We start from the raw sequence: 23,987 nt of genomic DNA, 5'->3' as shown, positions 1-23,987 counted from the left end.
GCCTCAGCCGAACTTCTTCCAAAGCGCGCCGTCGCCCATCGTCTCGACAAAGGCGGTATGGGCGGCGGTTTCGGCCTCGGTTATCCGGCCGGGCAGGGGCGACGGGCGTGGCTTTGGCCGCCATTCATCCTGCCCGCCGCCCGCTTCGGAACGATCCGCCGAAGACGTGCCCAGCGCGAAATCCGGCTGACGCCCGCCGACCAGCTCCAGATAGACCTCTGCCAGAATTTCGGAATCGAGCAGCGCGCCATGCTTTTCCCGCGCGGAATTGTCGATGCCGAACCGGCGGCACAGCGCATCCAGCGACGCGGGAGAGCCGGGAAACCGTTTGCGCGCGATGGCCAGCGTATCGATCGCCTGATCCCAGGGCAGGGTAGGCAGGTTGATCCAGCCCAGCTCGGCATTCAGGAATTTCATGTCGAAGGCCGCGTTGTGGATCACCAGCTTGGCGTCGCCCACGAAATCAAGGAACGCCTGCCCGATATGGCGGAACACCGGCTTGTCGCGCAGAAAATCATCGCCCAGCCCGTGCACCTCGAACGCCTCTTTCGGCATCATGCGTTCGGGGTTGATATATTGGTGATAGGTCTTGCCGGTCGGCAGATGGTTCCACAGCTCCACCGCGCCGATCTCGACGATCCGGTCGCCCTGTCCGGGTTCGAACCCCGTTGTTTCAGTGTCCAGAACGATTTCACGCATTCCGCATCTTCCCCCTGATATCCTCGATCACCGCAAGAACGGCCGCCCGCGCACCCTCCGGCGTCAGGGTTTCGATCACGTAATCGGCCCTGGCCCGTTTTTCGGCATCGGGCACCTGCTTGGCAAGAATGGTTTTGAGATGCGCCTCCGTCATGCCGGGCCGTGCCATGACGCGGGCATGTTGAATATCCTCGGGCACCGACACAACGACAATCGCATCGATATCCCGGTCGCCGCCAATCTCGAACAAAAGCGGCACGTCGAGCAGCACGATATCCCCCGCGCCATGCCCCGCGATGAAGGCCCGGCGATCCGCGGCAACCAGCGGATGAACAACGTTCTCGATCTTTGCCAGCGCGGTGCCATCCTCGGCGATCCAGGCCTTCAGCGCCTCGCGGCTGACCGCGCCGTCAATCACCGCTTCGGGTCGAAGCACGGAGATTGCCGGCACCGCCGCACCGCCGAAGCCATAAAGCCTGTGAACCGCCGCATCCGCATCCCAGACCGCGATCCCGGCCTCGGCGAACATCTTCGCGGTGGTGGATTTGCCCATGCCGATGGAACCGGTCAGCCCGATGATGAACGGCCGCCCGCTCATGGTTCCAGAATGACCGCGCGGGTTTCTTCATCCACCTCGGGGCGCTTGCCGAACCAGCGCTCGAACCCCGGTGTGGCCTGAAACAGCAGCATCCCCAGCCCGTCGACGATCGTGCATCCCGCCGCTTCGGCCTGTTCCAGAAAGGCGGTGCGCAGCGGCGCATAGACCAGATCCGTCACCACCGCGTCGGGCGACAGGGCGGCTAGGGAAACCTTGAATTCCGGCTTGCCGACCATGCCCAGCGATGTCGTGTTCACAACCGTCGCCGCGCCGTCGATCATGTCGCCGGCCTGCACCCAGTCGTACACCGTGATCTTGGGCCCGAATTCCGCCCGGATCGCCTCTGCCCTGGCGCGGGTTCTGTTGGTCAGCCGGATTTCCGTCGCTCCGGCCTCGGCAAGCGCGGCGACAACGGCCCGCGATGCGCCGCCCGCGCCGAACACCGCCGCCGGCCCGGCCGACGCAACCCAATGCGGCGCGCCCTGGCGAAGGTTTTCCAGAAACCCGTAGCCATCCGTGTTATCGGCGTGGATCTTTCCGTCCTTGCGAAAGATCAGCGTATTCGCCGCGCCAATCAGCGCCGCGCGATCCGTCACCACATCGGACAGTTTCAACGCCTGCTCTTTATGGGGGATCGTGACATTGACGCCGACAAACCCAAGCTTGGGCAGCGCCTGCAGCGCCTCTTTCAGATCGCTCTGCGCAACATCCATCGGAATGTAATATCCGGCGATACCGTATTTCTTCAGCCAATAGTTCTGCAGCTTCGGTGATTTCGAATGCGCCACCGGCGATCCGATGACACCGGCAAGCGGTATCTTGTCGGTCATGCCTGCAACGTCCCGCGGGTGGTCAGATAGGAAAGAAGTTCAAGAAGAGGCAGGCCAAGCACGTTAAAATAATCTCCTTCGATACGAGAGAACAGGCGAACGCCTTCTTCCTCGAGCTTATAGCATCCCACGGCATGCTTCACACTGTGCCAGTTCCGGGCGAGATAATCATCCAGATATGTGTCGGAAAACCCGCGCATCGTCAGGCGCACCTCTCCCACATGCCGCCAGAGCGGTTTGCCGGCCTCGCAGATCACCACTGCCGACAGCAGATGGTGGCGATTGCCGCGCAACTCTTGAAGCTGACGGCGGGCATCGCCCGGATCGGCGGCTTTCGACAGGATGCGCCCGTTGAGCGCCAACACCTGATCACAGCCGATCACCAGCGCGTCGGGCTGTTTTTCGCTGATCTTGCGCGCCTTGAATTCGGCCAGCGTATCGGCCACGTCGCGGGCCGTCGCGCTTTCGGCCTCCAGCGCCGCGCGGATCGCCTCTTCGTCGATGCGGGCAGGCTGCACCTCGAACTCGACCCCGGCCTGCCGCAGCAGCGCCTGACGAATTTCCGAGCCGGACGCGAGGATGACAGTTTGCACCATGTTGAAAACCCTGTGGACTGTCCCACGAAGAAGAAGAGGACGGGATTGGGGAAATCCCCACATTCCGGCCGACTTGGTAAATCTCACCCGGTTTTGTCAAGCGATACAAGGCGGTCATCCCATGGGGAAATCCTGGAAATGCGCGCGGGAAAACGCAGCGTCTCGGCGATTTCGCGCAATTTTACTCACAGAAGAATTAACTTTGGTTAAAAATAACTATCTGATAAATATAGTAAAAATCTACTTCTCTCAAGATTCTTCAAGTTTCTCCCACAGTTATACACAGGCACGGATTTCTGTGAACGAAACCGGGGATGACTCAATAATCCCCACTATCCACAGCCCCTACTAAATCATCATCTTTTCTTTTCTTCTTTATTTATCTTAGAAGGAAGAACCGATCAGGGTGGGGAGAAATACGAGCGATGGGTGATTTTCTGGCGGGCATCTATCCCTGGACGAAATCCTTACATATCGTCGCCGTCCTGACCTGGATGGCCGGGCTGTTCTATCTGCCGCGTCTGTTCGTCTATCATACCGAGCAGGTGGAAACCGGAACCGAGACCGACGCGCTGTTCCAGACCATGGAGATGAAGCTGCTGCGCTTCATCATGAACCCGTCGATGATCGCGGTCTGGATCTTTGGTCTGATGCTGGTCTTCACACCCGGCATCGTCGATTGGTCGGCTGTCTGGCCCTACACCAAGGGGGCGTCTGTTCTGGCGATGACCTGGTTTCATCATTGGCTTGGCCTTCGACGCAAGGATTTCATATCCGGCACGAACAGCCTCACCGGAAAAAATTACCGGATGATGAACGAGGTGCCGACGCTTTTGATGCTGGTGATCGTTTTTTCCGTGGTCCTTAAATTCTGAATTCGTTGACTCGGCGGTCATCTGGCCTTATGTCATCGCCGAAAGGGCGTTCCTGCCCGCGATTTCCCAAACTTGACCGACCCGTTGCCGCCAATCACTGCGCAGGGTCACAGCGTAGTTCCATTATTCCATGACCCAAGATTGCCTCAACCTGTCCGACCTTAAGGCCAAGAGCCCCAAGGATCTCCTCGCTATGGCCGAGGAGCTGGAGATCGAGAACGCCTCGACCATGCGCAAGGGAGACATGATGTTCTCCATCCTCAAGGAGCGCGCGGAAGAGGGGTGGGAGATTTCCGGCGATGGCGTGCTCGAGGTGCTTCAGGACGGCTTCGGTTTCCTGCGCTCGCCCGAGGCGAACTATCTGCCCGGCCCCGATGACATCTATGTGTCGCCCGAGATGATCCGCCAGCACAGCCTGCGCACCGGTGACACGGTCGAAGGCGTGATGCAGGCCCCGCGCGAGACAGAGCGCTATTTCGCGATCACCAAGGTGACGCAGATCAATTTCGAGGATCCGGAAAAAGCCCGGCACAAGATCAACTTCGACAACCTGACGCCGCTCTATCCCGACGAGCGTCTGAAGATGGAAATCGAGGATCCGACGATCAAGGACCGTTCGGCCCGGATCATCGATCTGGTCGCGCCGATCGGCAAGGGCCAGCGTTCGCTCATCGTGGCGCCGCCGCGCACGGGTAAGACGGTTCTGCTTCAGAACATCGCCAACTCGATCGAGAAGAACCACCCGGAATGCTATCTGATCGTCCTGCTGATCGATGAACGCCCCGAAGAGGTGACGGACATGCAGCGCAGCGTGAAGGGCGAGGTTATCTCCTCGACCTTCGATGAACCTGCCTCGCGCCATGTGGCGGTTTCCGAAATGGTCATCGAAAAGGCCAAACGCCTGGTCGAGCACAAGCGCGATGTGGTGATCCTGCTCGATTCGATCACCCGCCTGGGCCGCGCCTACAACACCGTCGTGCCGTCGTCCGGCAAGGTTCTGACCGGCGGCGTCGATGCTAACGCGCTGCAACGGCCCAAGCGTTTCTTCGGTGCCGCGCGGAATATCGAAGAGGGCGGCAGCCTGACCATCATCGCCACCGCGCTGATCGACACCGGCAGCCGGATGGACGAGGTGATCTTTGAAGAATTCAAAGGCACCGGCAACTCCGAGATCGTGCTGGACCGCAAGGTGGCCGACAAGCGGGTGTTCCCGGCGATGGATATCCTCAAGTCGGGCACCCGGAAAGAAGAGCTTCTGGTGGACAAGGGCGATCTGCAAAAGACCTTTGTTCTGCGCCGGATCCTCAACCCGATGGGCACGACGGATGCGATCGAGTTCCTGATTTCCAAGCTGAAACAAACCAAAAGCAACGCGGAATTCTTCGACTCCATGAACACCTGACGGGTCGCCCGTCAAAGGGGTTTTGCGGTGGACACGATTTATGCCCTTGCAACGGCGCGCGGCAAGGCCGGGGTGGCCGTCATCCGCCTGTCCGGGCCCGATGCGCGGACGGCCGTGATGGCGCTTGGCGCCCGCCTGCCCGAACCGCGGGTTGCGGCGGTGCGCAAGCTGCACGGGGCCGACGGTACGCTGCTGGACGAGGCGCTGGTGCTGTGGTTCGAAGCCGGGGCGAGCTTCACCGGCGAAGAGGTGGCGGAGCTTCACACCCACGGCAGCCCCGCGACCGTCAGCGCCGTATTGCACGCGCTTTCCGAGATCGAGGGTTTGCGTCTGGCGGAGCCGGGCGAGTTTACCCGCCGCGCGCTGGAAAACGAGCGGCTGGACCTGACGCAGGTCGAAGGGCTTTCCGATCTGATCGAGGCCGAGACCGAGGCGCAGCGGCGTCAGGCGCTGCGGGTTCTGTCGGGCGCGATCGGTGTGCGGGCGGAGGCGTGGCGCGCCGATCTCATCCGCGCGGCGGCGCTGCTCGAAGCGACGATTGATTTCGCAGATGAAGAGGTTCCCGTCGATGTCTCGCCCGAGGTGCTGGAGCTGCTCGACAGGGTCGAGGCTGATCTGACGCGCGAGGCAGAGGGGGTTTCCGCCGCCGAACGCATCCGCGACGGGTTCGAGGTGGCCATCGTCGGCCCGCCGAACGCGGGTAAATCCACGCTTCTGAACGCGTTGGCCGGGCGCGAGGCGGCGATAACCTCGGAATACGCGGGCACCACCCGCGATGTGATCGAAGTGCGGATGGATCTTGGCGGGTTGCCGGTGACCGTGCTGGATACCGCCGGGCTGCGCGAAACCGATGATGTGGTCGAGGGTATCGGTATTGATCGGGCCAGGCAGCGGGCTTTGGCGGCGGATCTTCGGGTGTTCCTTTTGGATTCGAACGGCTCCACCCTCGGCCTTGCGCCAGAGGCGGAGGATATCGTGCTGCAGGGCAAGGCCGATCTGCACCGCACGGACGCGCCAGCCGTGTCGGGAAAAACCGGGGCGGGGGTTGCAGAGCTGATCGCCGCCATTACCTCTCGGCTGGAAACCCGCGCGGCGCGGGCGGCGACGGCGACGCGGGAACGTCACAGGTTGGCGATTCTCGGCGCGCTCTCCTCTATTGCCCGGGCACGGAATCAGGTATGGAGGGGAGAGGACAGCGCGGAGCTTGCCGCAGAGGAGATCCGGGGCGCCATCCGGGCGTTGGATTCCCTCGTGGGGCGGGTGGATGTAGAACATATCCTCGATGAGATTTTCTCGAGCTTCTGTGTGGGTAAGTAAGGAGTGTTTCACGTGAAACATCGCGACTTTGACGTTGTGGTGATTGGCGGCGGTCACGCCGGTGCGGATGCGGCCCATGCGGCGGCCCGCCTTGGTGCGCGCACTGCGCTGATCACACTGCGCCGCGATGGCATTGGCGTGATGTCCTGCAACCCGGCGATCGGGGGGCTTGGCAAAGGCCATCTGGTGCGCGAAGTGGATGCGATGGATGGCCTGATGGGCCAGGCCGCCGACCGCGCCGGTATCCAGTTTCGCCTGCTGAACCGGCGCAAGGGCCCGGCGGTGCAGGGGCCCCGCGCGCAGGCCGACCGCAAGCTTTACCGCGAGGCCATGCAGGGCTTCATCGCCGCAACGCCCAATCTGACGGTGATCGAGGGCGAGGCGACCGACCTTCTGATGCAGCGCGACACGGTGACCGGCGTCGCCCTCGATGACGGGTCAGAGCTGACGACGGGCGCGGTGGTTCTGACCACCGGCACCTTCCTGCGCGGCGTCATCCATATTGGCGATGTGCAGCGGCCGGGCGGGCGGATGGGCGACAGGCCATCGGTCAAGCTGGCCGAGCGGATCGATGGCTTCGGCCTTCCCCTCGGCCGGTTGAAAACCGGCACGCCGCCGCGGCTCGACGGGCGGACGATCGACTGGGCCGCGCTGGAAACCCAGCCGGGCGACGATGACCCGGTGTTGTTTTCGTTCCTCTCCACCGCGCCAGTCGCGCGGCAGATCGCCTGTGGCATCACCCATACGAATGAAAAAACGCATGAGATCATTCGCGGCAACCTGAGCCGCTCGGCGATGTATGGCGGGCATATCGAAGGCGTCGGCCCGCGCTATTGCCCCTCGATCGAGGACAAGATCGTGCGGTTCGCCGATAAAACCTCGCATCAGATCTTTCTGGAACCTGAGGGGCTCGACGATCACACGGTGTACCCGAACGGGATTTCCACCTCTCTGCCGGTCGATGTGCAGGCGGATTACGTGCACTCGATCCGGGGGCTGGAGACAGCGGATATCCTGCAGCCCGGCTATGCGATCGAATATGATTACGTCGATCCCCGCGCCCTGTTGGCGACGCTTCAGGTGCGGGATGTGCCCGGGCTTTATCTGGCCGGGCAGATCAACGGCACAACCGGATATGAAGAGGCCGCCGCCCAGGGGCTGGTCGCCGGGCTGAATGCGGCGCGCGCCGCCCTGGGCGACGCGCCGGTTCTGTTCAGCCGGACGGACAGCTATATCGGCGTGATGATCGACGATCTGGTGACCCGCGGCGTGACGGAACCCTATCGCATGTTCACCTCACGCGCCGAATTCCGCCTGTCGCTGCGCGCCGATAACGCCGATCAGCGGCTGACGCCTTTGGGGCTGGAGCTTGGATGCGTGGGGGCCACGCGCGCCCGCGTCTTTGCCGAGAAGATGGAAAAGATCGGTGCCGCGCGCACCCGGCTGGATGCGATGTCGCTGACACCCGGGCAGATCGGCGCGGCGGGCATCCGCATCAGCGCCGATGGCAACCGGCGATCGGGGTTCGATCTGCTGGCCTTTCCGGATGTAGGCTTCGACGATGTCATCGCGCTGGAGCCTGCGCTTTCCGATGTGCCCGCCGACATCCGCGCGCAGGTGGAGCGGGACGCGCTCTACGCGAATTACATCAAGCGGCAGCAACAGGACGTCGCCGCGATGAAGCGGGACGAGGCGCAGGCAATCCCGGCGGATTTCGATTACGACGCGCTGAACGGCCTGTCCAATGAGCTGAAGGCCAAGCTTTCGCGCGTGCGCCCGGCGACGCTGGGGCAGGCGGGGCGTGTTGACGGAATGACGCCGGCGGCGCTGACGCTGATCCTCGCGCGGTTGCGTCTGGCGGAGCGGAAATCCGCATGAGCGATCTGGCCGGGGCGGATCTGAATGTTTCACGTGAAACACTGGACCGGCTGACCGCCTATGTGGCGCTTTTGAAAAAATGGAACCCGGCGATCAACCTTGTCGCCAGATCCACGCTGGAAAACGCGTGGTCCCGCCATATCGCCGATTCGGCGCAGATTTTCGATCTGGCGCCGCAGGGCGCGCGTCATTGGGTTGATCTGGGCAGCGGCGGCGGATTTCCGGGGGCGGTCGTTGCCATCCTCGCCGCAGAGCGCGCGCCAGAGATGCGACTCACGCTGGTGGAAAGCGATCAGCGCAAGGCGATTTTCCTGAGAACCGTAGCGCGCGAGCTCGGCGTACCGATGACCATCATCGCCAGGCGAATCGAAGATGTTTCGCCACTTGCCGCCGATGTGGTTTCCGCGCGCGCGCTGGCCTCGCTGTCTGTTCTGCTTGGCTATGCCGCACGGCATCTCGCGCCGGGCGGCGTGGCGATTTTCCTCAAGGGCGCAAACCATACGGCGGAAATACAGGAGGCGCTTGCCTCCTGGCGCTTTGACGTTCAGAAAACAGCAAGCCGCACCGCGCCCGATGCGGTCATCCTCACCATCGGAGAGCTTTCCCATGTCTGATCCGACGCGCACAGGGGCCCCAAAGATCATTGCGATCGCCAACCAGAAGGGCGGCGTCGGGAAAACGACGACGGCCATCAACCTTGCGGCGGCGATGGCCGAGGCGGGGCTGACCGTTCTGATCGTGGATATTGATCCGCAGGGCAACGCCTCCACCGGGTTGGGCATTGATCCAACGCAGCGGGCGCGCACAACATATGACCTGCTGATGGAGGACGCCCCGCTGAACGAGGTGATCCGCGCCACGAATGTCGAAGGGCTGTTGATAGCCCCGGCAACCACCGATCTCAGCTCTGCGGATATCGAGCTTGTGGCGAATGAAAAGCGGAGTTTCCTGCTGCATGACGCACTGCGCCAACCCGCGATGGAAGGTTACGGGTTTGATTATATCCTGATCGACTGTCCGCCGTCGCTCAGCCTGCTGACGGTCAACGCGATGGTCGCGGCGCATTCCATTCTGGTGCCGCTGCAGAGCGAATTTTTCGCGCTCGAGGGGTTGTCGCAGTTGATGCTCACGATCCGCGAATTGCGCCAGACCGCGAATCCGGGCTTGCGCATCGAGGGCGTCGTGCTGACGATGTATGACAAGCGCAATAACCTGTCGCAACAGGTGGAAAACGACGCGCGCCAATATCTGGGGGAGCTGGTGTTCGATACCGTGATCCCGCGCAATGTGAGGGTCAGCGAGGCGCCATCCTATGCGATGCCGGTGCTGGATTACGATACCACCTCGCGCGGGGCCGAGGCCTATCGCAGCCTTGTGCGCGAGATGCTGAAACGGGCCGAGCCGGTAAGCGCATAAAAAGGAAGACACGGGATGAGCAGGAAACCGGAGAAACGGGGTTTGGGGCGCGGGCTGTCGGCCCTGATGGCCGATGTGAACATGGCGCCGCAAGTGGCGGTGGATGATGCGCAGCCGCGCCGGTCGGATTTGATCGTGCCGATCGAAAAGCTGGAGCCGAATCCCGATCAGCCCCGCCGCAGGTTTTCGCAAGAAGCACTGGGAGAGCTTGCCGCCTCGATTCGCGAGAAGGGGGTGATCCAGCCGCTGATCGTGCGCGAAAGCAAACGCCAGGCCGGAAACTTCGAGATTGTCGCGGGGGAACGCCGCTGGCGCGCCTCGCAGATGGCGCAGCTTCATGAGGTGCCGGTGATCATTCGCGATCTGGATGATACCGAAGTGCTCGAGGTTGCGATCATCGAAAACATCCAGCGGGCCGATCTGAACCCGGTGGAAGAGGCGCAGGGCTATCGCCAGTTGATGGATCGGTTCGGCCATACCCAGGAAAAACTGGCCGAGGCGCTGAGCAAGAGCCGCAGCCATATCGCCAACCTGATGCGCCTGTTGCAACTGCCCGAAGAGGTGCAAGAGCATCTGCGCGAAGGCCGGATTTCGGCTGGCCACGCGCGCGCGCTGATCACGACGGGCGATCCCGCCGCGCTGGCGCGCGAGGTGATCGCCAAGGGCCTGTCCGTGCGCGAGACGGAAAAGCTGGCCAAGGGGCCGAAAACGTCATCGCCCAGGCCGGTCAGCGCGCCGATGGGGGAAAAGGATGCCGACACCCGCGCGCTGGAGCAGGATCTTTCCGCAAATCTGGGCATGAAGGTCGAGATTGATCATCCCGAGGGTCAGGAATCCGGCGCGATGGTGATCCGCTACAAAACGCTGGAAGAGCTGGACGAGCTTTGCCGCGTGCTCAGCGCTACGCCTCTGGACGTGTCCAGATGAAAACGGTGACTGCGGCCAGCGTGGTGGCCTGAATCACCAGCAGCGTCGGCCTCAGGCCCAGAAACAATGCGATCCCGAATGACCCCATGATAGAGAGGCTGGCGAGCCATTTCACCGACCTGCGGATGGCGCCGCGTTCCTGCCAATCCATGATCTGTTGCCCGAAGGCCGGGTGCGACAAAAGCCAGTGATGCAGCCGCTCGGACGAGCGCGCGAAAGAGAACGTTGCCAGAAGAAGAAACGGAACGGTCGGCAGCAGGGGCAGCGCGGCGCCGATCACAGCGAGCCCAAGCGACAAGAGGCCGAACAGAAGCCAGAGCAGCCGCATCTTCGCTTACTCCGGCAACAGGTCGCGCAGAATCGCGTTCAAAACCGCGCGGCCCGAAGATGTGGTGCGAAGGATGTCGCCGCGGATCTCTACCATCTCGATTTCCTTCAACATATTGATTTTATTATCGTTAAGCGGTTCGCCGGTCAGTGTCTCGTAGCGGCTCAGGCTGATGCCTTCGTTCAACCGAAGCCCCATCATAACATATTCCGATCCCTGATCTTTCAAGGGCAGGGGCGCGCGCAGGCTCTCGCCCCTTCCCCGATTTTCCACGGCGTCCATCCAAGCGCCGGGCTGCAGCGGGGTTTCGGTGGCGAAGCGGCGCCCGCCAAGCGTCAGCCGCCCATGCGCGCCGGGGCCGATCCCGGCATAATCGCCATAGCGCCAGTAAATCAGGTTGTGCCGTGATTCCGCGCCGGGTTTGGCGTGGTTAGAGACCTCATAGGCCGGCATACCGGCGGCCTCGCACAACTCTTGCGTCAGGAAATACATATCGCCGGCGTTGTCTTCGTCCGGCAGGCCCGGAAGCTTGCCGCGGGCATAGCGATCCCCAAAGGCCGTGCCCTCTTCGATGGTCAGCTGGTAGAGCGACAGGTGATCGTTCGCCATGCAAAGCGCTTCGGTCAATTCGGATCGCCATGCGGCGAGGCTCTGGTCCTGCCGCGCGTAGATCAGATCAAAGCTCAGCCTGTCGAACGTGTTCCGCGCGATGTCAAACGCCGCGCGGGCCTCGGCCACGCTGTGCAACCGGCCGAGCCGCCGCAGATCATCATCGTTCAGCGATTGAACGCCAAGCGACACGCGGTTGACGCCCGCCTCGCGGTATCCGGCGAACCGCCCGGCCTCGACAGATGTGGGGTTCGCCTCGAGCGTTACCTCAAGATCATTGGCCTGGGGCCAGGTGGCGCGCACCTTGTCGAGGATCGCGGCGACAAGGGCGGGCTCCATCAGGCTGGGCGTGCCGCCGCCGAAGAACACCGAATTCAGCACCCGGCCTTCGGTTTCAGCCCCGACGCGGGCGATTTCGGACAAATAGGCGCGCTGCCAGCGCTTCTGGTCGATCGAGGCCACGACATGCGAGTTGAAATCGCAATAGGGGCATTTTGCCTGACAGAAGGGCCAGTGGATATAGAGCCCAAAGCCCCCGTTGCGCCAATCTTCAGTTGCCAAAGACCCTCACGAGTTTTTCAAACGCTTTCGCGCGGTGGCTGATCTTGTTCTTTTCCCAGCGGCTCATCTCTCCGAATGTGGTGTCGAAGCCATCGGGTTGAAAGATCGGGTCATAGCCATGGCCCATCTCGCCGCGCATCGGCCAGACGATCTGGCCCGGCATCTGGCCTTCGAACACCTCGTCATGCCCGTCGGGCCAGGCCAGGACGAAGGTGCAGCAAAACCGTGCTGTGCGGGGGTAGGGGGCGTTTGCGGCCTCCAGCTTTTCCCATGTTTTCGTCATGGCCATTTCGAAATCGCGGCCCTGGGGCGTTTCGGCCCAGTCGGCGGTATGCACGCCCGGCGCGCCGTTCAGCCCGTCGATCTCGATGCCGCTGTCATCGGCCAGCGCGGGCAGGCCCGTGGCCTTCGCCGCCGCATGGGCCTTGATCCGGGCATTGCCCACAAAGGTCTCTTCGGTTTCTGCGGGTTCGTCCAGCCCCAGCTCACCGGCAGAGATCACGGTGATGTTGTAGGGCTCCAGCAGATGCGCGATCTCTTCCAGCTTGCCCTTGTTATGGGTCGCGACCAGAAGCTTTTCACCCTCGAACCTGCGCATCCTGCTACCCTTCCACGGCGGCTTTCTGGGCGGCGACCAGCCCGGCCACACCCTTTTCGGCCAGCCCCAACAGTTCATCCATTTCACCGCGAGAGAATGTGGCGCCCTCTGCCGACATCTGCACTTCGATCAGGCGGCCCCCGCCGGTCATCACAAAGTTACCGTCAACCCCGGCTTCGCTGTCTTCGGGATAGTCCAGATCCAGCACCGGCTGGCCGGCGTAAACGCCGCAGGAAATGGCGGCCACGTGATCGAACAGCGGATCAGAGATGATATCACCCGCCTTCATCAGCTTGTTGACGGCCAGCCGCAGCGCGACCCAGCCGCCGGTGATCGAGGCGCAGCGGGTGCCGCCATCGGCCTGGATGACATCGCAATCCACGGTGATCTGCCGTTCACCCAGCGCCACGCGATCCACCCCGGCACGCAGCGAGCGGCCGATAAGACGCTGAATTTCCACCGTACGGCCACCCTGTTTCCCGGCCGAGGCTTCGCGCCGCATCCGGGTGCCGGTCGAGCGCGGGAGCATCCCGTATTCGGCAGTAACCCAGCCCAATCCGGTGTTTTTCAGAAACGGCGGAACACGCTCTTCCAGCGACGCGGTGCACAGCACATGGGTGTCCCCCATGCGGATCAGGCAAGAGCCTTCGGCGTGCTTTGTCACACCGGTTTCAATTGAAATCGGGCGCATTTCGCTTACATCACGGCCAGAGGGGCGCATCGGGAATTCCTTTCGGTAGGTTGGCGACTTGCTCCCATGACCGGCCGGGCGATGCAAGCCCGATTGACGCCGGTCGCGCATGCTCTTTAATGGCGGGGCTTCAAGGGGACGTGACGGTTGAGTGACGGTTCGGACATGCTGAACGAGATGAACGCGCGCAGCCGCGAGGTGTTTCGCCTCGTGGTCGAGGGCTATCTTGAATCCGGTGGCCCGGTCGGGTCGCGTTCTCTGACCCGAACGATGAACGAAAAGGTCAGCGCGGCCACGATTCGCAACGTGATGCAGGATCTGGAGTATCTGGGCCTGCTCGACAGCCCGCATGTGTCGGCCGGCCGCATTCCCACGCAGCTCGGGCTACGGATGTTCGTCGACGGGCTTCTGGAAGTGCGGGATCTGGATATCGACGACCGCGAAAAGATCGATGCGACGCTTGGCAACAACAACGGCGATGTCGGCAGCCTGCTGGATCGGGTCGGATCCGCGCTGTCGGGCGTGACGCATGGCGCCAGCCTTGTGCTGACGCCCAAGCACGAGGCGCCGATCCGGCATATCGAATTCGTCAGCCTGGGCCATGAACGGGCGCTCGTGGTGCTGGTCTTTGCCGACGGGCATGTGGAAAACCGGGTGTTTCAGCCGCCGCTGGGGCAAACCCCGTCGTCGATGCGGGAGGCGGCGAATTTTCTCAACGCGCTGGCCGAGGGCCGCACCCTGACAGAGCTGCGCGGCGTGATCGAAACAGAGATCGCCGCCCGCCGGCAGGAGCTGGACAGCCTGGCCCGCGATCTTGTCGAAAGCGGTCTGGCGATCTGGGAAAACGAGGGCCAGCCCTATGAAAGGCTGATCGTGCGCGGGCGGTCGAATCTGCTCGAGGAAACGGCGGAGGCCGAAGAGCTGGAACGTATCCGCTCCCTTTTTGACGATCTGGAGCGCAAGCGGGACATCGCAGAGTTTCTGGAACTGACGGAAGAGGGCGACGGTGTGCGCATTTTTATTGGTTCGGAGAACAAGCTTTTTTCACTTTCGGGTTCCTCTTTGGTGGTCTCTCCATATATGAACGCTGACCGTAAGATTATTGGTGCCGTGGGTGTGATTGGTCCGACGCGGCTGAACTATGGCCGCATTGTCCCGATCGTGGACTACACGGCTCAACTGGTTGGAAAATTGATTTCCGACCGGGGCAAGGGGTAGAAGATGGCAGAAGCAAAGAAAGACGAGTGTTTGGAACCGGAAAACGGGTTCGCCGAAGGCGCGGAACCGTTTGAGGGGATCGAACCCGAACCGGTTGACGAGCTGGAAGAGTTGCGCGCCGAGCGTGACGATCTGCGCGACCGGTTCATGCGGGCGCTGGCGGATGTGGAAAACACCCGCAAACGTGGCGAGCGGGACCGGCGCGAGGCCGAGCAATATGGCGGCTCCAAGCTGGCACGCGACATGCTGCCGGTGTTCGACAATCTGACCCGCGCGCTCGAGGTTGCGACCGAAGAACAGCGCGCCGCCAACAAGCCTTTGATCGAAGGCGTGGAACTGACCCTGCGAGAGCTTCGGAACGTGTTTGCCAAGCACGGCATCACCCCGATCGCGCCCGCGGTGGGCGACGCCTTTGATCCGCAGCTTCATCAGGCGATGTTCGAAGCGCCGGTGCCCGATACCAAGGCGGGAGAGATCATCCAGGTGATGACCGAAGGCTTCATGCTGCACGATCGCCTGCTGCGGCCGGCGCAGGTGGGCGTCTCCTCCACCCCCGGTTAATCGGGGGCGCTCAGCGCCTTGAGCTCATAGATCAGGTTCAGCGCCTCTTTCGGCGTCAGCTCGTCGGGATGGATCCCGGCGAGCTTTTCTTCGGCCGCCGAGGCTGCGTTTGGCGCTGGTTTCGGCGCGGGGGCCGGGCTGGCCGCGAACAGCGGCAGATCGTCAATCAGCGCCTTCTTTCCGGTGCCGCCCTCACGCTCGCCCTTTTCCAGCGCATCCAGCACGATCCGCGCCCGTTCCACCACCGCATGGGGCAATCCGGCCAGCTTGGCCACCTGCACACCGTAAGACCGATCCGCCGCGCCTTTGTGCACCTCGTGCAGGAAGATCACATCGCCCTCCCACTCCTTTACCGCCACGGTCGCGTTCTCGACCCCGTCGAGCTTGCCGGCCAGCGCGGTCATCTCGTGGTAGTGGGTGGCGAACAGGGCGCGGCAGCGGTTGGTGTCATGCAGATGTTCCAGCGTGGCCCAGGCGATCGACAGCCCGTCATAGGTGGCGGTGCCGCGCCCGATCTCATCGAGGATGACCAGCGCCCGGTCATCGGCCTGATTCAGGATCGCGGCGGTTTCCACCATTTCCACCATGAAGGTCGATCGCCCGCGCGCCAGATCATCCGCCGCGCCCACCCGGCTGAACAGCTGTGAAACAAGCCCGATAAGGGCCTTGCGCGCCGGCACGAAACTGCCCGCCTACGCCAGCAGGGCAATCAGGGCATTCTGGCGCAGGAAGGTCGATTTACCCGCCATGTTCGGCCCCGTCAGCAGCCAGATCGCGGCGTTCTCGTCTTGTGCCGACAGATCGCAGTCATTGGCGATGAAGGGCGCGCCGCCCTGACGGCGCAGCGCGCGTTCGACGACCGGGTGCCGCCCGCGCTCGACCAGAAAGGCGCGGCTTTCGTCGACCTGCGGCTCGCACCAGTTTTCGCCCTGCGCCAGATCGGCGAAAGCGGTGGCAAGGTCGATCTCGGCCAGCGCGGCAGCGGCCTGCCCGATGCCGGCCGCATTTTCCAGAATAGCCGCTTTCAGGCTTTCATAGAGCCGCTTTTCGATCTCCAGCGCCCGCCCGCCCGCGTTCAGAATCCTTGTTTCCATCTCGGAAAGATCGACGGTGGTGAACCGCACCGCATTGGCGGTGGTCTGCCGGTGGATGAAGGTCTCTGACAGCGGGGCCGACAGCATCCGTTCGGCATGGGTGGCGGTGGTTTCGATGAAATAGCCCAGCACGTTGTTATGCTTGATCTTCAGCGCCTGAATACCCGTGAGCGCGGCATAGTCCGCCTGCATCCGGGCAATCACCCCGCGCCCTTCGTCCCGCAGGGTGCGGGCCTCGTCCAGATCGGCGTTATATCCCGGCGCGATAAAGCCGCCGTCCCGCGCCAGAAGCGGCGGATCGGCGACCAGCGCCTGGTCCAGCAGATCCAGCAGGGCGTCGTGGCCCACAAGCGCCCCGGCCGTTTCCGCGATCAGTGCCGGGGCCGCCGCGCCCGCCAGATCCGCCGCCACCTCGGCGGCCTGGGCCAGCCCGTTGCGAATGGCGCTCAGATCGCGCGGGCCGCCCCGATCAAGCCCCAGCCGTGAAAGGGCGCGGTCCATGTCGGGCGCCTTGCGCAGATGCCCGCGCAGCGCCTCGGCCAACCGGGGTTGTTCGGTCATGAAACGTACCGCGTCCAGCCGCGCGTGGATCACCGGCAGATCGCGCGACGGGCTGGACACGCGCCGTTCCAGCAACCGCCCCCCGGCGGCGGTCACGGTGCGGTCGATCGCCGAAAGAAGCGAGCCGTCGCGCCCGCCCGAAAGGCTCGCCGTCAGTTCCAGGTTGCGGCGGGTCGCGGCGTCGATCTGTACGGTGCGCGACGCGGCCTCGCGCACCGGCGGGCGCAAAAGCGGCAACCTGCCTTTCTGGGTGATGTCCAGATATTCGACGATCGCGCCCATCGCCGACATCTCGGCGCGGGTGAAGTTTCCGAAAGCTTCCAGCGTGCCGACACCGAACAGCCCGGTCAGCCGGCTTTCCGCGGCGGTACTGTCGAAGGCCGATCGGGCCAGCGGCGTCAGCGCGGCCCCTGATTCAGAGACTATTTCGGCCAGTTCCCGCTCTTTCGCTTCGGAAACGACCACCTCGCGCGGGCCCAGCCGGGCCAGTTCCGGCGACAGGCGCACCGGCGGGCAGGTCATCACCCGGAACGCGCCGGTGGAGATATCGACCCAGGCCAGCGCCGCTTCGTCGCGCACCTCGGCGAAAGCGGCCAGAAAGTTGTGGCGCCGCGCCTCCAGCAGGCTTTCCTCTGTCAGCGTGCCGGGCGTCACCAGCCGGACAACGCCGCGTTTCACCACCGATTTAGACCCCCGCTTTTTCGCCTCCGCCGGGTCTTCCATCTGTTCGCAGACGGCAACGCGAAAACCTTTGCGGATCAGCGTCAGCAGATACCCCTCGGCGGAGTGAACCGGCACGCCGCACATCGGGATGTCCTGGCCCAGATGCTTGCCGCGTTTGGTCAGCGCGATATCCAGCGCCTCTGCCGCCGCGACCGCATCTTCAAAGAACATCTCGTAGAAATCGCCCATGCGGTAAAACAGAAGCGCGTCTTTGTGCGCCTCCTTGATTTCCATGAACTGCGCCATCATCGGCGTTACGGCTGTGCTGACGGTTGTCACGAAATCCCTCGGCTGTTTGGTAGGGTTGACCATACAAATCGCGCAAAATGTGCGAAAGGCGGAATTCGATCTTTTGTTGAGGCGGCTGCCGCAGGGCGCTAAGACGCTGTGACCTGAGCGGAGGAGACGGGCGCGATGTCGACCAAGAACAAGATCACCAGCGAAGAGGCGCTTGCCTATCACCTCGATCCCACGCCGGGGAAATATGAGGTTGTGGCAACCACCGCGATGACCACCCAGCGCGATCTTTCGCTTGCCTATTCGCCCGGTGTCGCCGTTCCGGTCGAGGCCATCGCCGAGAACCCCGAGACCGCCTATGATTATACGGTCAAGGGCAACATGGTGGCGGTGATTTCCAACGGCACCGCGATCCTGGGGCTGGGCAATCTGGGCGCGCTTGCCTCCAAGCCGGTGATGGAGGGCAAGGCGGTTCTGTTCAAGCGTTTCGCCGACGTCAACGCCATCGACATCGAGCTGGATACCGAAGATCCCGAAGAGATCATCAAGGCGGTGCGCCTGATGGGCCCCAGCTTTGGCGGGATCAATCTGGAAGACATCAAGGCGCCCGAATGTTTCATCATCGAGCAGCGCCTGAAGGAAGAGATGGATATCCCCGTCTTCCATGACGATCAGCATGGCACAGCGGTTATCTGCGCCGCGGGGCTGATCAACGCGCTGCACCTGTCTGGCAAGAAGATCGAGGATTGCCGCATCGTGCTGAACGGCGCCGGTGCTGCGGGCATTGCCTGCCTCGAACTGATCAAGGCGATGGGCGCCAGGCATGACAGCTGCATCATGTGCGATACGAAAGGCGTTATTTTTCAGGGCCGTACCGAGGGTATGAACCAGTGGAAATCGGCCCATGCGGCCAAGACGGGCGCGCGCGCGCTGGAAGATGCGATGAAGGGGGCGGACGTGTTTCTTGGCGTGTCGGCCAAGGGCGCGGTGACGGCGGAGATGGTGGCCTCGATGGCGGATAACCCGGTGATCTTCGCCATGGCCAACCCCGACCCCGAGATTACGCCGGAAGAGGCGCATGCGGTGCGGGCGGATGCGATCGTTGCCACCGGGCGTTCCGACTATCCCAATCAGGTGAACAACGTTCTGGGCTTTCCGTATCTGTTCCGCGGCGCGCTCGATATTCACGCGCGGGCGATCAACGACGAAATGAAAATCGCCTGCGCCGAGGCATTGGCCAAGCTGGCCCGCGAAGACGTGCCGGATGAGGTTGCGGTGGCCTATGGGCAGAAGCTGAGCTTCGGGCGGGACTATATCATCCCCACGCCGTTCGATCCGCGGTTGATCCACGTGATCCCGCCGGCGGTGGCGCGGGCCGGGATGGACACGGGCGTGGCGCGGCGGCCGATCATCGATATGGAAGGCTACGAGCAGACGCTGAAGGCGCGGATGGATCCGACCGCTTCGGTGCTTCGCGGTATTTCGGCGCGGGCCCGCGCGGCGCAGGCGCGGATGATCTTTACCGAAGGCGATGATGAACGTGTACTGCGCGCGGCGGTGAACTATCAGCGCTCCGGCTATGGCAAGGCGCTTGTCGTCGGGCGTGAGGCGGATGTCCGGTTGCGGCTGGAAGCGGCCGGGCTGGGCGATGCCTATCGCGAGCTGGAGGTGGTGAACGCCGCCAAGACCCGCCATCTGAATGCCTACAAGGATTTCCTGTACAAGCGCCTGCAGCGCGACGGGTTCGACATGGTCGACAGCCACAGGCTTGCCGCGCGGGACAGGCACGTGTTTTCGGCACTGATGCTGGCCCATGGTCATGGTGACGGGATGGTTACGGGTGCGACGCGCAAATCGGCGCAGGTGATGGAGTTGATCAATCACGTGTTCGATGCCCGGGCCGAGGATGGCGCGGTCGGCGTGACGGCGCTGTTGCACAAGGGGCGCATCGTGCTGATCGCCGATACGCTGGTGCACGAATGGCCTGATGAACAGGATCTGGCCAATATCGCGGAACGCGCGGCAGGCGTGGCCCGTGGCTTGGGGCTGGAACCGCGCGTTGCCTTTGTCAGCTTCTCCACCTTCGGCTATCCCGTCAGCGAGCGGGCGACGAAAATGCATCTGGCGCCGCTGGTGCTGGACGAGCGCGACGTCGATTTCGAGTATGAGGGCGAGATGGCCGTCGACGTTGCGCTGAACGTGGATGCGATGGCGAAATACCCGTTTTCGCGCCTGTCGGGGCCGGCGAATGTACTGGTGGTGCCGGCGCGGCACTCGGCCTCGATCTCTGTCAAGCTGATGCAGGAGATGGCAGGGGCTACCGTCATCGGGCCGATCCTTGCGGGCGTCGACAAGCCGATTCAGGTGTGTTCGACAGTGTCGACAGTGAATGACATCCTGAACATGGCGCTTCTGGCCGCATCGAAGGTGGGATGAGATGACCATCTATAACCTCGGTTCGATCAATGCGGATTACGTTTACGACGTGCCGCATCTGCCGGCCGGAGGAGAGACGATCGCCGCCACAGCGCATCGCGTCGGGCTGGGCGGCAAGGGCGCGAACCAGTCGGTTGCGGCGCGGCTTGCCGGGGCCGAGGTCCGGCATATCGGGGCCGTCGGCGCGGATGGGCGCTGGGCCGTTGAGCGGTTGCGCGGCTTCGGCGTGGACGTGGCGCATGTGGCCGAGGTTGGCGGGCCCACCGCGCATGCGATCATCAATGTGGACCCGCAGGGCGAAAACATGATCGTCCTGCTGGCCGGGGCGAATGCGCTGCAGGATGAGGCGCGGATCGGCGCCGCGCTGGCCGATGCCGGCCCCGGCGATACGCTGCTTTTGCAGAACGAAACCACCTGTCAGCTGAGCGCCGCGCAGAGGGCGGGCGCCTGCGGGATGCGGGTGATCTATTCGGCGGCCCCGTTTCAGGCGGAGGCGGTGAAACAGATGCTGCCGCTGACCACGATCCTGGTTCTGAACGAGGTCGAGGCCGCGCAACTCTCGGATACGCTGGGCGGGCGGATGTTGCCCGACATGATCGTCACGCGCGGCGCCAGGGGGGCAAGCTGGGCGGTGCGTGGCGGAGAGACTGTGGAGATTCCCGCCTTTGCGGTCGAGGCCGTGGATACGACCGGGGCAGGGGATTGCTTTATCGGCTCGGTCGCGGCCTGTCTTGACCTCGGGATGGGCCGTGAAGAGGCGCTGCGTTACGGCGCCGCCGCCGCCGCGCTTCAGGTCAGCCGGCCCGGCACCGCCGATGCGATGCCGCCGCGCGATGAGGTTCTGGCCTTTCTCGGCCGCGCCTGATCACGATCCGGCAAAGGCCGCCGCGCTGCCCCAAAGCTGGCGCACGCGCTGATCCCGGCCGCAGGCGTCGCGATAGCGCTTGTAGGCTTCGGCCTTGGTTTTGGGGCCGAACCGGGTCAGGATAAGATCGTCCTTCTTGTAGTAATCCTGATGATAGCTTTCGGCGGGATAGAACGGCCCGGCGGGCAGGATCGGGGTCACGATCGGCTTGCCCAACGCGGCTTCGGCATTTGCCCTGGCTTGTTGGGCAATATCCTTTTCGGCCGGATCAGAGACGAAAATCGCGGTTCTGTAACTGTCTCCCTTGTCGCAAAACTGCCCGTAGGCATCGGTCGGGTCGACGCTGCGGAAGAAGAGGCTCAGAAGCGTGTCATAGCTGACCGCTTCGGGGTCATAGGTAATCTCGACCGCTTCGAAATGGCCGGTGCCGCCCCTTACGACCTGTTTGTAGGACGGGTTGGCGACAGTGCCGCCGGTAAAGCCGGAGACCACCTCTTTCACCCCCGGCACTTTCTCGAAATCGGCCTCGACACACCAGAAGCAGCCGCCGGCCAGAACGGCTTTTTCCAGCGTCGCGGCCTTGGCCGTGCTGCAATTCACGCTGACGCCGAACAGGATGGCGAGCATCAGCGTCAGGGTTTTCAGGTTCTGCAATGTCTGAGGCATGTCGCCCTCCTTGGGTTGGTCTGCTGCAACCTAGGGCCGGCAAGGGTGCAAGCGGTACTGACAAGCGCGTGAGGTCACGAAGCTTCGAACGGCTGTAACATTTCGCCTGTTTCGGGGGTGCGGTGAAACTCTGTGGCTGCTGCGTCCGTGTCTTTGCACAGATGGGTCATCCGGCCTGTCATGTGAAACCACGGGAGTTTGTTATGAAAACCGTTTACGCCGCCGCCTTTTCCCTGTTCGCCGGTTCCGCCTTTGCGGGCGGGCATATGATGCTGAATGTGGATGCGATGGATCAGGATGTTTCCGGCGGCACCGTTGTTGCCGGTTCCGTCGTCGCCCCGGCCAATGGCTGGCTGGTGGTGCATCGCACCGGCGACGAGATGAAGCCCGGCCCGGTCGTCGGCCATGCACCGCTGATGAAGGGCGAGAATACGGATGTCGCGGCCATTCTGACCGAAGAGGTGAAGCCGGGTGAAAGGCTGATGCTGATGCTTCACGGCGAAGAGGGCGGCATGAAGACCGGCATCTTCGAATATACGCTGGGTGCGAAAGAGGATGGCCCGGTGAAGGTTGACGGCAAGCTGGTGATGGCCGTGGTCAGCGCGCAGTAACGCGCGCAAGCGTGGCCCGGCCCGTGTTCTGCGGGCCGGGCGGCAACGTCAGCCCTTGAGCCGGCGGTTGCGCATCGCGATAAGGCGCAGGCGCAGGGCGTTGAGCTTGATAAAGCCCGCCGCGTCTTTCTGATCATAGGCGCCGGCGTCATCCTCGAAGGTCACATGCTCTTCGGAATAGAGCGACTGATCCGACCACCGGCCGACGGTGCGGGCCAGGCCCTTGTAAAGTTTGAGCCGGACGGTGCCGGTGACATGTTCCTGGCTCTTGTCGATCAGCGCCTGCAGCATTTCGCGCTCGGGGCTGAACCAGAAGCCGTTGTAGATCAGCTCGGCATATTGCGGCATGATCTGGTCTTTCAGATGCGCCGCGCCACGGTCGAGCGTAATCTGCTCGATCCCGCGATGCGCCTCGAGCAGGAGAGTGCCGCCGGGCGTTTCATAGATGCCGCGGGATTTCATGCCCACGAACCGGCCTTCGACCAGATCCAGCCGGCCGATGCCGTGTTTGCCGCCCAGTTCGTTGAGCTTGGTCAGCAGGGTGGCGGGGCTCATGGCCTGGCCGTTGATGCTGATCGCATCGCCCTTTTCAAACCCGATTTCGACGAACTCCGGTTCGTTCGGCGCATCTTCGGGATTGACGGTGCGCTGATAGACGTAGTCGGGCGCGTCCTGTGCGGGGTCTTCCAGCACCTTGCCCTCGGACGAGGTGTGCAGAAGGTTGGCGTCGACGCTGAACGGTGCCTCGCCGCGCTTGTCCTTGGCGACGGGGATCTGGTTCAGCTCTGCGAATTCCAGAAGCTTGGTGCGCGATGTCAGATCCCATTCGCGCCAGGGGGCAATCACCTTGATATCGGGGTTCAGGGCATAGGCGCTCAACTCGAAGCGCACCTGATCGTTGCCTTTGCCGGTGGCGCCATGGGCCACGGCATCGGCGCCGGTCGCCTCGGCGATCTCGATCAGGCGCTTGGAGATCAGCGGCCGTGCGATAGAGGTGCCGAGCAGGTACAGCCCTTCGTAAAGCGCGTTGGCGCGGAACATCGGAAAGACGAAATCGCGCACGAATTCCTCGCGCAGATCCTCGATGAAAATATCCGAGGCGCCCATCATCTCGGCCTTTTTGCGGGCAGGTTCCAGTTCTTCCCCCTGACCGAGATCGGCGGTGAAGGTCACGACCTCGCAGCCATATTCGGTTTGCAGCCATTTCAGGATGATGGACGTGTCAAGGCCACCGGAATAGGCCAGGACGACTTTCTTGGGGGCAGACATGCGCAAGACGCCTTTGGTTCAGGAAGGGTTCCGGCGGCGTTTATTGGGTTTTTGCCGGGCGGGCAAGGGCCGGGCGTTCAGGCGGCGGCGCCAAGGCGGGCCAGCCGCGCCGAAAATGTTTCCTTCGAACGCTGGTAGCAATCGGTGAGCGCGACGCGATCAACCGCGGCCGGGCCCCTTGTGGCGGCGGCCTGTTCCTCTTCATGGCAAAGCTGCGCGAACTGCCGGAACCCCAGGTTGAGCGCCGAGCCCTTGAGGAAATGCAGCTCTTCCTGCAGGCTGGCGGTCGAGGAGGCGCGGGGAAGACGCCCGATCCCCTCTTCCACCTCTTCGAGGAAAAGCTCCACGACTTCGGCAAAAGCCTCTGTTCCGACCTCGCCCTGTAATTCCTTTATGCGGTTCCAATCAATCATCACTGCTT

The 23,987-nt window shown here is 63.0% G+C and carries 23 protein-coding genes and 1 pseudogene; 12 read left to right on the top strand and 12 right to left on the bottom strand.

Annotated features, from left to right (window positions below; all coding sequences use genetic code 11):
- Positions 1-3 precede the first annotated feature (3 nt).
- From dnaQ to GGR17_RS07075, 4 genes are read right to left on the bottom strand one after another with little or no spacing between them, the layout of a single operon-like run.
- Positions 4-699, bottom strand: a complete 696-nt coding sequence (gene dnaQ, locus GGR17_RS07090) for a DNA polymerase III subunit epsilon (protein WP_054537542.1) — start codon at positions 697-699, stop codon at positions 4-6.
- A complete protein-coding gene (gene coaE / locus GGR17_RS07085; RefSeq protein WP_054537543.1) occupies positions 692-1,297 on the bottom strand; it encodes a dephospho-CoA kinase in 606 nt (201 codons plus the stop codon). The genes dnaQ and coaE overlap by 8 nt, the downstream gene beginning before the upstream one ends.
- Positions 1,294-2,127, bottom strand: coding sequence for a shikimate dehydrogenase (locus GGR17_RS07080; protein WP_054537544.1), 834 nt, complete (start codon positions 2,125-2,127; stop codon positions 1,294-1,296). The genes coaE and GGR17_RS07080 overlap by 4 nt, the downstream gene beginning before the upstream one ends.
- Entirely contained in the window at positions 2,124-2,723 is a 600-nt protein-coding gene (locus GGR17_RS07075; RefSeq protein WP_054537545.1) for a Maf family protein, read from the bottom strand. Before GGR17_RS07075 ends, GGR17_RS07080 begins: the two co-directional genes overlap by 4 nt.
- 425 nt (positions 2,724-3,148) lie before the next feature.
- On the opposite strand from GGR17_RS07075, the gene GGR17_RS07070 reads away from it, so the two are divergent.
- From GGR17_RS07070 to GGR17_RS07040, 7 genes are all read left to right on the top strand, one after another.
- A complete protein-coding gene (locus GGR17_RS07070) occupies positions 3,149-3,598 on the top strand; it encodes a CopD family protein (protein WP_054537546.1) in 450 nt (149 codons plus the stop codon).
- Between the two features lie 130 nt (positions 3,599-3,728).
- Positions 3,729-5,000, top strand: a complete 1,272-nt coding sequence (gene rho / locus GGR17_RS07065; protein WP_037203784.1) for a transcription termination factor Rho — start codon at positions 3,729-3,731, stop codon at positions 4,998-5,000.
- Between the two features lie 27 nt (positions 5,001-5,027).
- The gene (gene mnmE, locus GGR17_RS07060; RefSeq protein WP_054537547.1) at positions 5,028-6,317 is read left to right on the top strand and encodes a tRNA uridine-5-carboxymethylaminomethyl(34) synthesis GTPase MnmE; all 1,290 of its coding nucleotides are present in this window, start codon (positions 5,028-5,030) and stop codon (positions 6,315-6,317) included.
- 12 nt (positions 6,318-6,329) lie between these two features.
- Positions 6,330-8,195 carry a tRNA uridine-5-carboxymethylaminomethyl(34) synthesis enzyme MnmG gene (gene mnmG / locus GGR17_RS07055; RefSeq protein ID WP_054537548.1) on the top strand — a complete coding sequence of 622 codons (1,866 nt, stop codon included), beginning with the start codon at positions 6,330-6,332 and terminating at the stop codon, positions 8,193-8,195.
- Positions 8,192-8,809, top strand: coding sequence for a 16S rRNA (guanine(527)-N(7))-methyltransferase RsmG (rsmG, locus tag GGR17_RS07050; RefSeq protein WP_054537549.1), 618 nt, complete (start codon positions 8,192-8,194; stop codon positions 8,807-8,809). The genes mnmG and rsmG overlap by 4 nt, the downstream gene beginning before the upstream one ends.
- Positions 8,802-9,611: a ParA family protein gene (locus tag GGR17_RS07045; RefSeq protein ID WP_037203781.1), complete on the top strand. Its 810-nt coding sequence runs from the start codon at positions 8,802-8,804 to the stop codon at positions 9,609-9,611. The genes rsmG and GGR17_RS07045 overlap by 8 nt, the downstream gene beginning before the upstream one ends.
- Positions 9,612-9,626: 15 nt before the next feature.
- Positions 9,627-10,538 carry a ParB/RepB/Spo0J family partition protein gene (locus tag GGR17_RS07040; RefSeq protein ID WP_054537550.1) on the top strand — a complete coding sequence of 304 codons (912 nt, stop codon included), beginning with the start codon at positions 9,627-9,629 and terminating at the stop codon, positions 10,536-10,538.
- On the opposite strand, the gene GGR17_RS07035 is transcribed toward GGR17_RS07040, so the two are convergent.
- From GGR17_RS07035 to rph, 4 genes are read right to left on the bottom strand one after another with little or no spacing between them, the layout of a single operon-like run.
- Positions 10,513-10,866 (bottom strand): YbaN family protein, encoded by a 354-nt coding sequence (locus GGR17_RS07035; protein WP_054537551.1) that lies wholly within the window; start codon positions 10,864-10,866, stop codon positions 10,513-10,515. The two genes, GGR17_RS07040 and GGR17_RS07035, sit on opposite strands and share 26 nt — an antisense overlap.
- A gap of 6 nt (positions 10,867-10,872) precedes the next feature.
- Positions 10,873-12,036 carry a radical SAM family heme chaperone HemW gene (gene hemW / locus GGR17_RS07030; RefSeq protein WP_054537552.1) on the bottom strand — a complete coding sequence of 388 codons (1,164 nt, stop codon included), beginning with the start codon at positions 12,034-12,036 and terminating at the stop codon, positions 10,873-10,875.
- Complete coding sequence (rdgB, locus tag GGR17_RS07025; protein WP_054537553.1) at positions 12,026-12,634, bottom strand: RdgB/HAM1 family non-canonical purine NTP pyrophosphatase; 609 nt, start codon at positions 12,632-12,634, stop codon at positions 12,026-12,028. The genes hemW and rdgB overlap by 11 nt, the downstream gene beginning before the upstream one ends.
- A gap of 4 nt (positions 12,635-12,638) precedes the next feature.
- A complete protein-coding gene (gene rph, locus GGR17_RS07020) occupies positions 12,639-13,355 on the bottom strand; it encodes a ribonuclease PH (protein ID WP_037203775.1) in 717 nt (238 codons plus the stop codon).
- 135 nt (positions 13,356-13,490) lie between these two features.
- Here rph and hrcA point away from each other — a divergent pair, with 135 nt between their 5' ends.
- Positions 13,491-14,543 (top strand): heat-inducible transcriptional repressor HrcA, encoded by a 1,053-nt coding sequence (hrcA, locus tag GGR17_RS07015; protein ID WP_369817418.1) that lies wholly within the window; start codon positions 13,491-13,493, stop codon positions 14,541-14,543.
- 3 nt (positions 14,544-14,546) lie between these two features.
- Positions 14,547-15,104, top strand: a complete 558-nt coding sequence (locus GGR17_RS07010; RefSeq protein ID WP_054537555.1) for a nucleotide exchange factor GrpE — start codon at positions 14,547-14,549, stop codon at positions 15,102-15,104.
- Here the strand turns inward: GGR17_RS07010 and mutS are convergent.
- Positions 15,101-17,731 (bottom strand): annotated as a pseudogene (gene mutS / locus GGR17_RS07005) (DNA mismatch repair protein MutS). The gene GGR17_RS07010 and the pseudogene mutS overlap by 4 nt on opposite strands.
- Before the next feature lie 165 nt (positions 17,732-17,896).
- Between mutS and GGR17_RS07000 the strand changes: the two are divergent.
- The gene (locus tag GGR17_RS07000; protein ID WP_054537557.1) at positions 17,897-20,155 is read left to right on the top strand and encodes an NADP-dependent malic enzyme; all 2,259 of its coding nucleotides are present in this window, start codon (positions 17,897-17,899) and stop codon (positions 20,153-20,155) included.
- Position 20,156: 1 nt separating this feature from the next.
- The gene (locus GGR17_RS06995) at positions 20,157-21,020 is read left to right on the top strand and encodes a ribokinase (RefSeq protein WP_054537558.1); all 864 of its coding nucleotides are present in this window, start codon (positions 20,157-20,159) and stop codon (positions 21,018-21,020) included.
- Here the strand turns inward: GGR17_RS06995 and msrA are convergent, their stop codons facing one another.
- The gene (gene msrA / locus GGR17_RS06990) at positions 21,021-21,686 is read right to left on the bottom strand and encodes a peptide-methionine (S)-S-oxide reductase MsrA (RefSeq protein ID WP_054537559.1); all 666 of its coding nucleotides are present in this window, start codon (positions 21,684-21,686) and stop codon (positions 21,021-21,023) included.
- Between the two features lie 203 nt (positions 21,687-21,889).
- Here msrA and GGR17_RS06985 point away from each other — a divergent pair, with 203 nt between their 5' ends.
- The gene (locus GGR17_RS06985; protein WP_054537560.1) at positions 21,890-22,297 is read left to right on the top strand and encodes a DUF7282 domain-containing protein; all 408 of its coding nucleotides are present in this window, start codon (positions 21,890-21,892) and stop codon (positions 22,295-22,297) included.
- A gap of 48 nt (positions 22,298-22,345) precedes the next feature.
- Here GGR17_RS06985 and GGR17_RS06980 read toward each other — a convergent pair whose 3' ends face one another.
- Positions 22,346-23,566, bottom strand: a complete 1,221-nt coding sequence (locus GGR17_RS06980; RefSeq protein WP_054537561.1) for an argininosuccinate synthase — start codon at positions 23,564-23,566, stop codon at positions 22,346-22,348.
- A gap of 77 nt (positions 23,567-23,643) precedes the next feature.
- Positions 23,644-23,979 (bottom strand): Hpt domain-containing protein, encoded by a 336-nt coding sequence (locus tag GGR17_RS06975; RefSeq protein WP_054537562.1) that lies wholly within the window; start codon positions 23,977-23,979, stop codon positions 23,644-23,646.
- Positions 23,980-23,987: the final 8 nt, after the last annotated feature.

Origin of the sequence: Actibacterium naphthalenivorans, from assembly GCF_014196965.1 — a bacterium.
GTDB lineage: Bacteria > Pseudomonadota > Alphaproteobacteria > Rhodobacterales > Rhodobacteraceae > Actibacterium_A > Actibacterium_A naphthalenivorans.
Note: the sequence above shows the minus strand (reverse complement) of the source record. Positions and strands in the feature narration are given on the sequence as shown.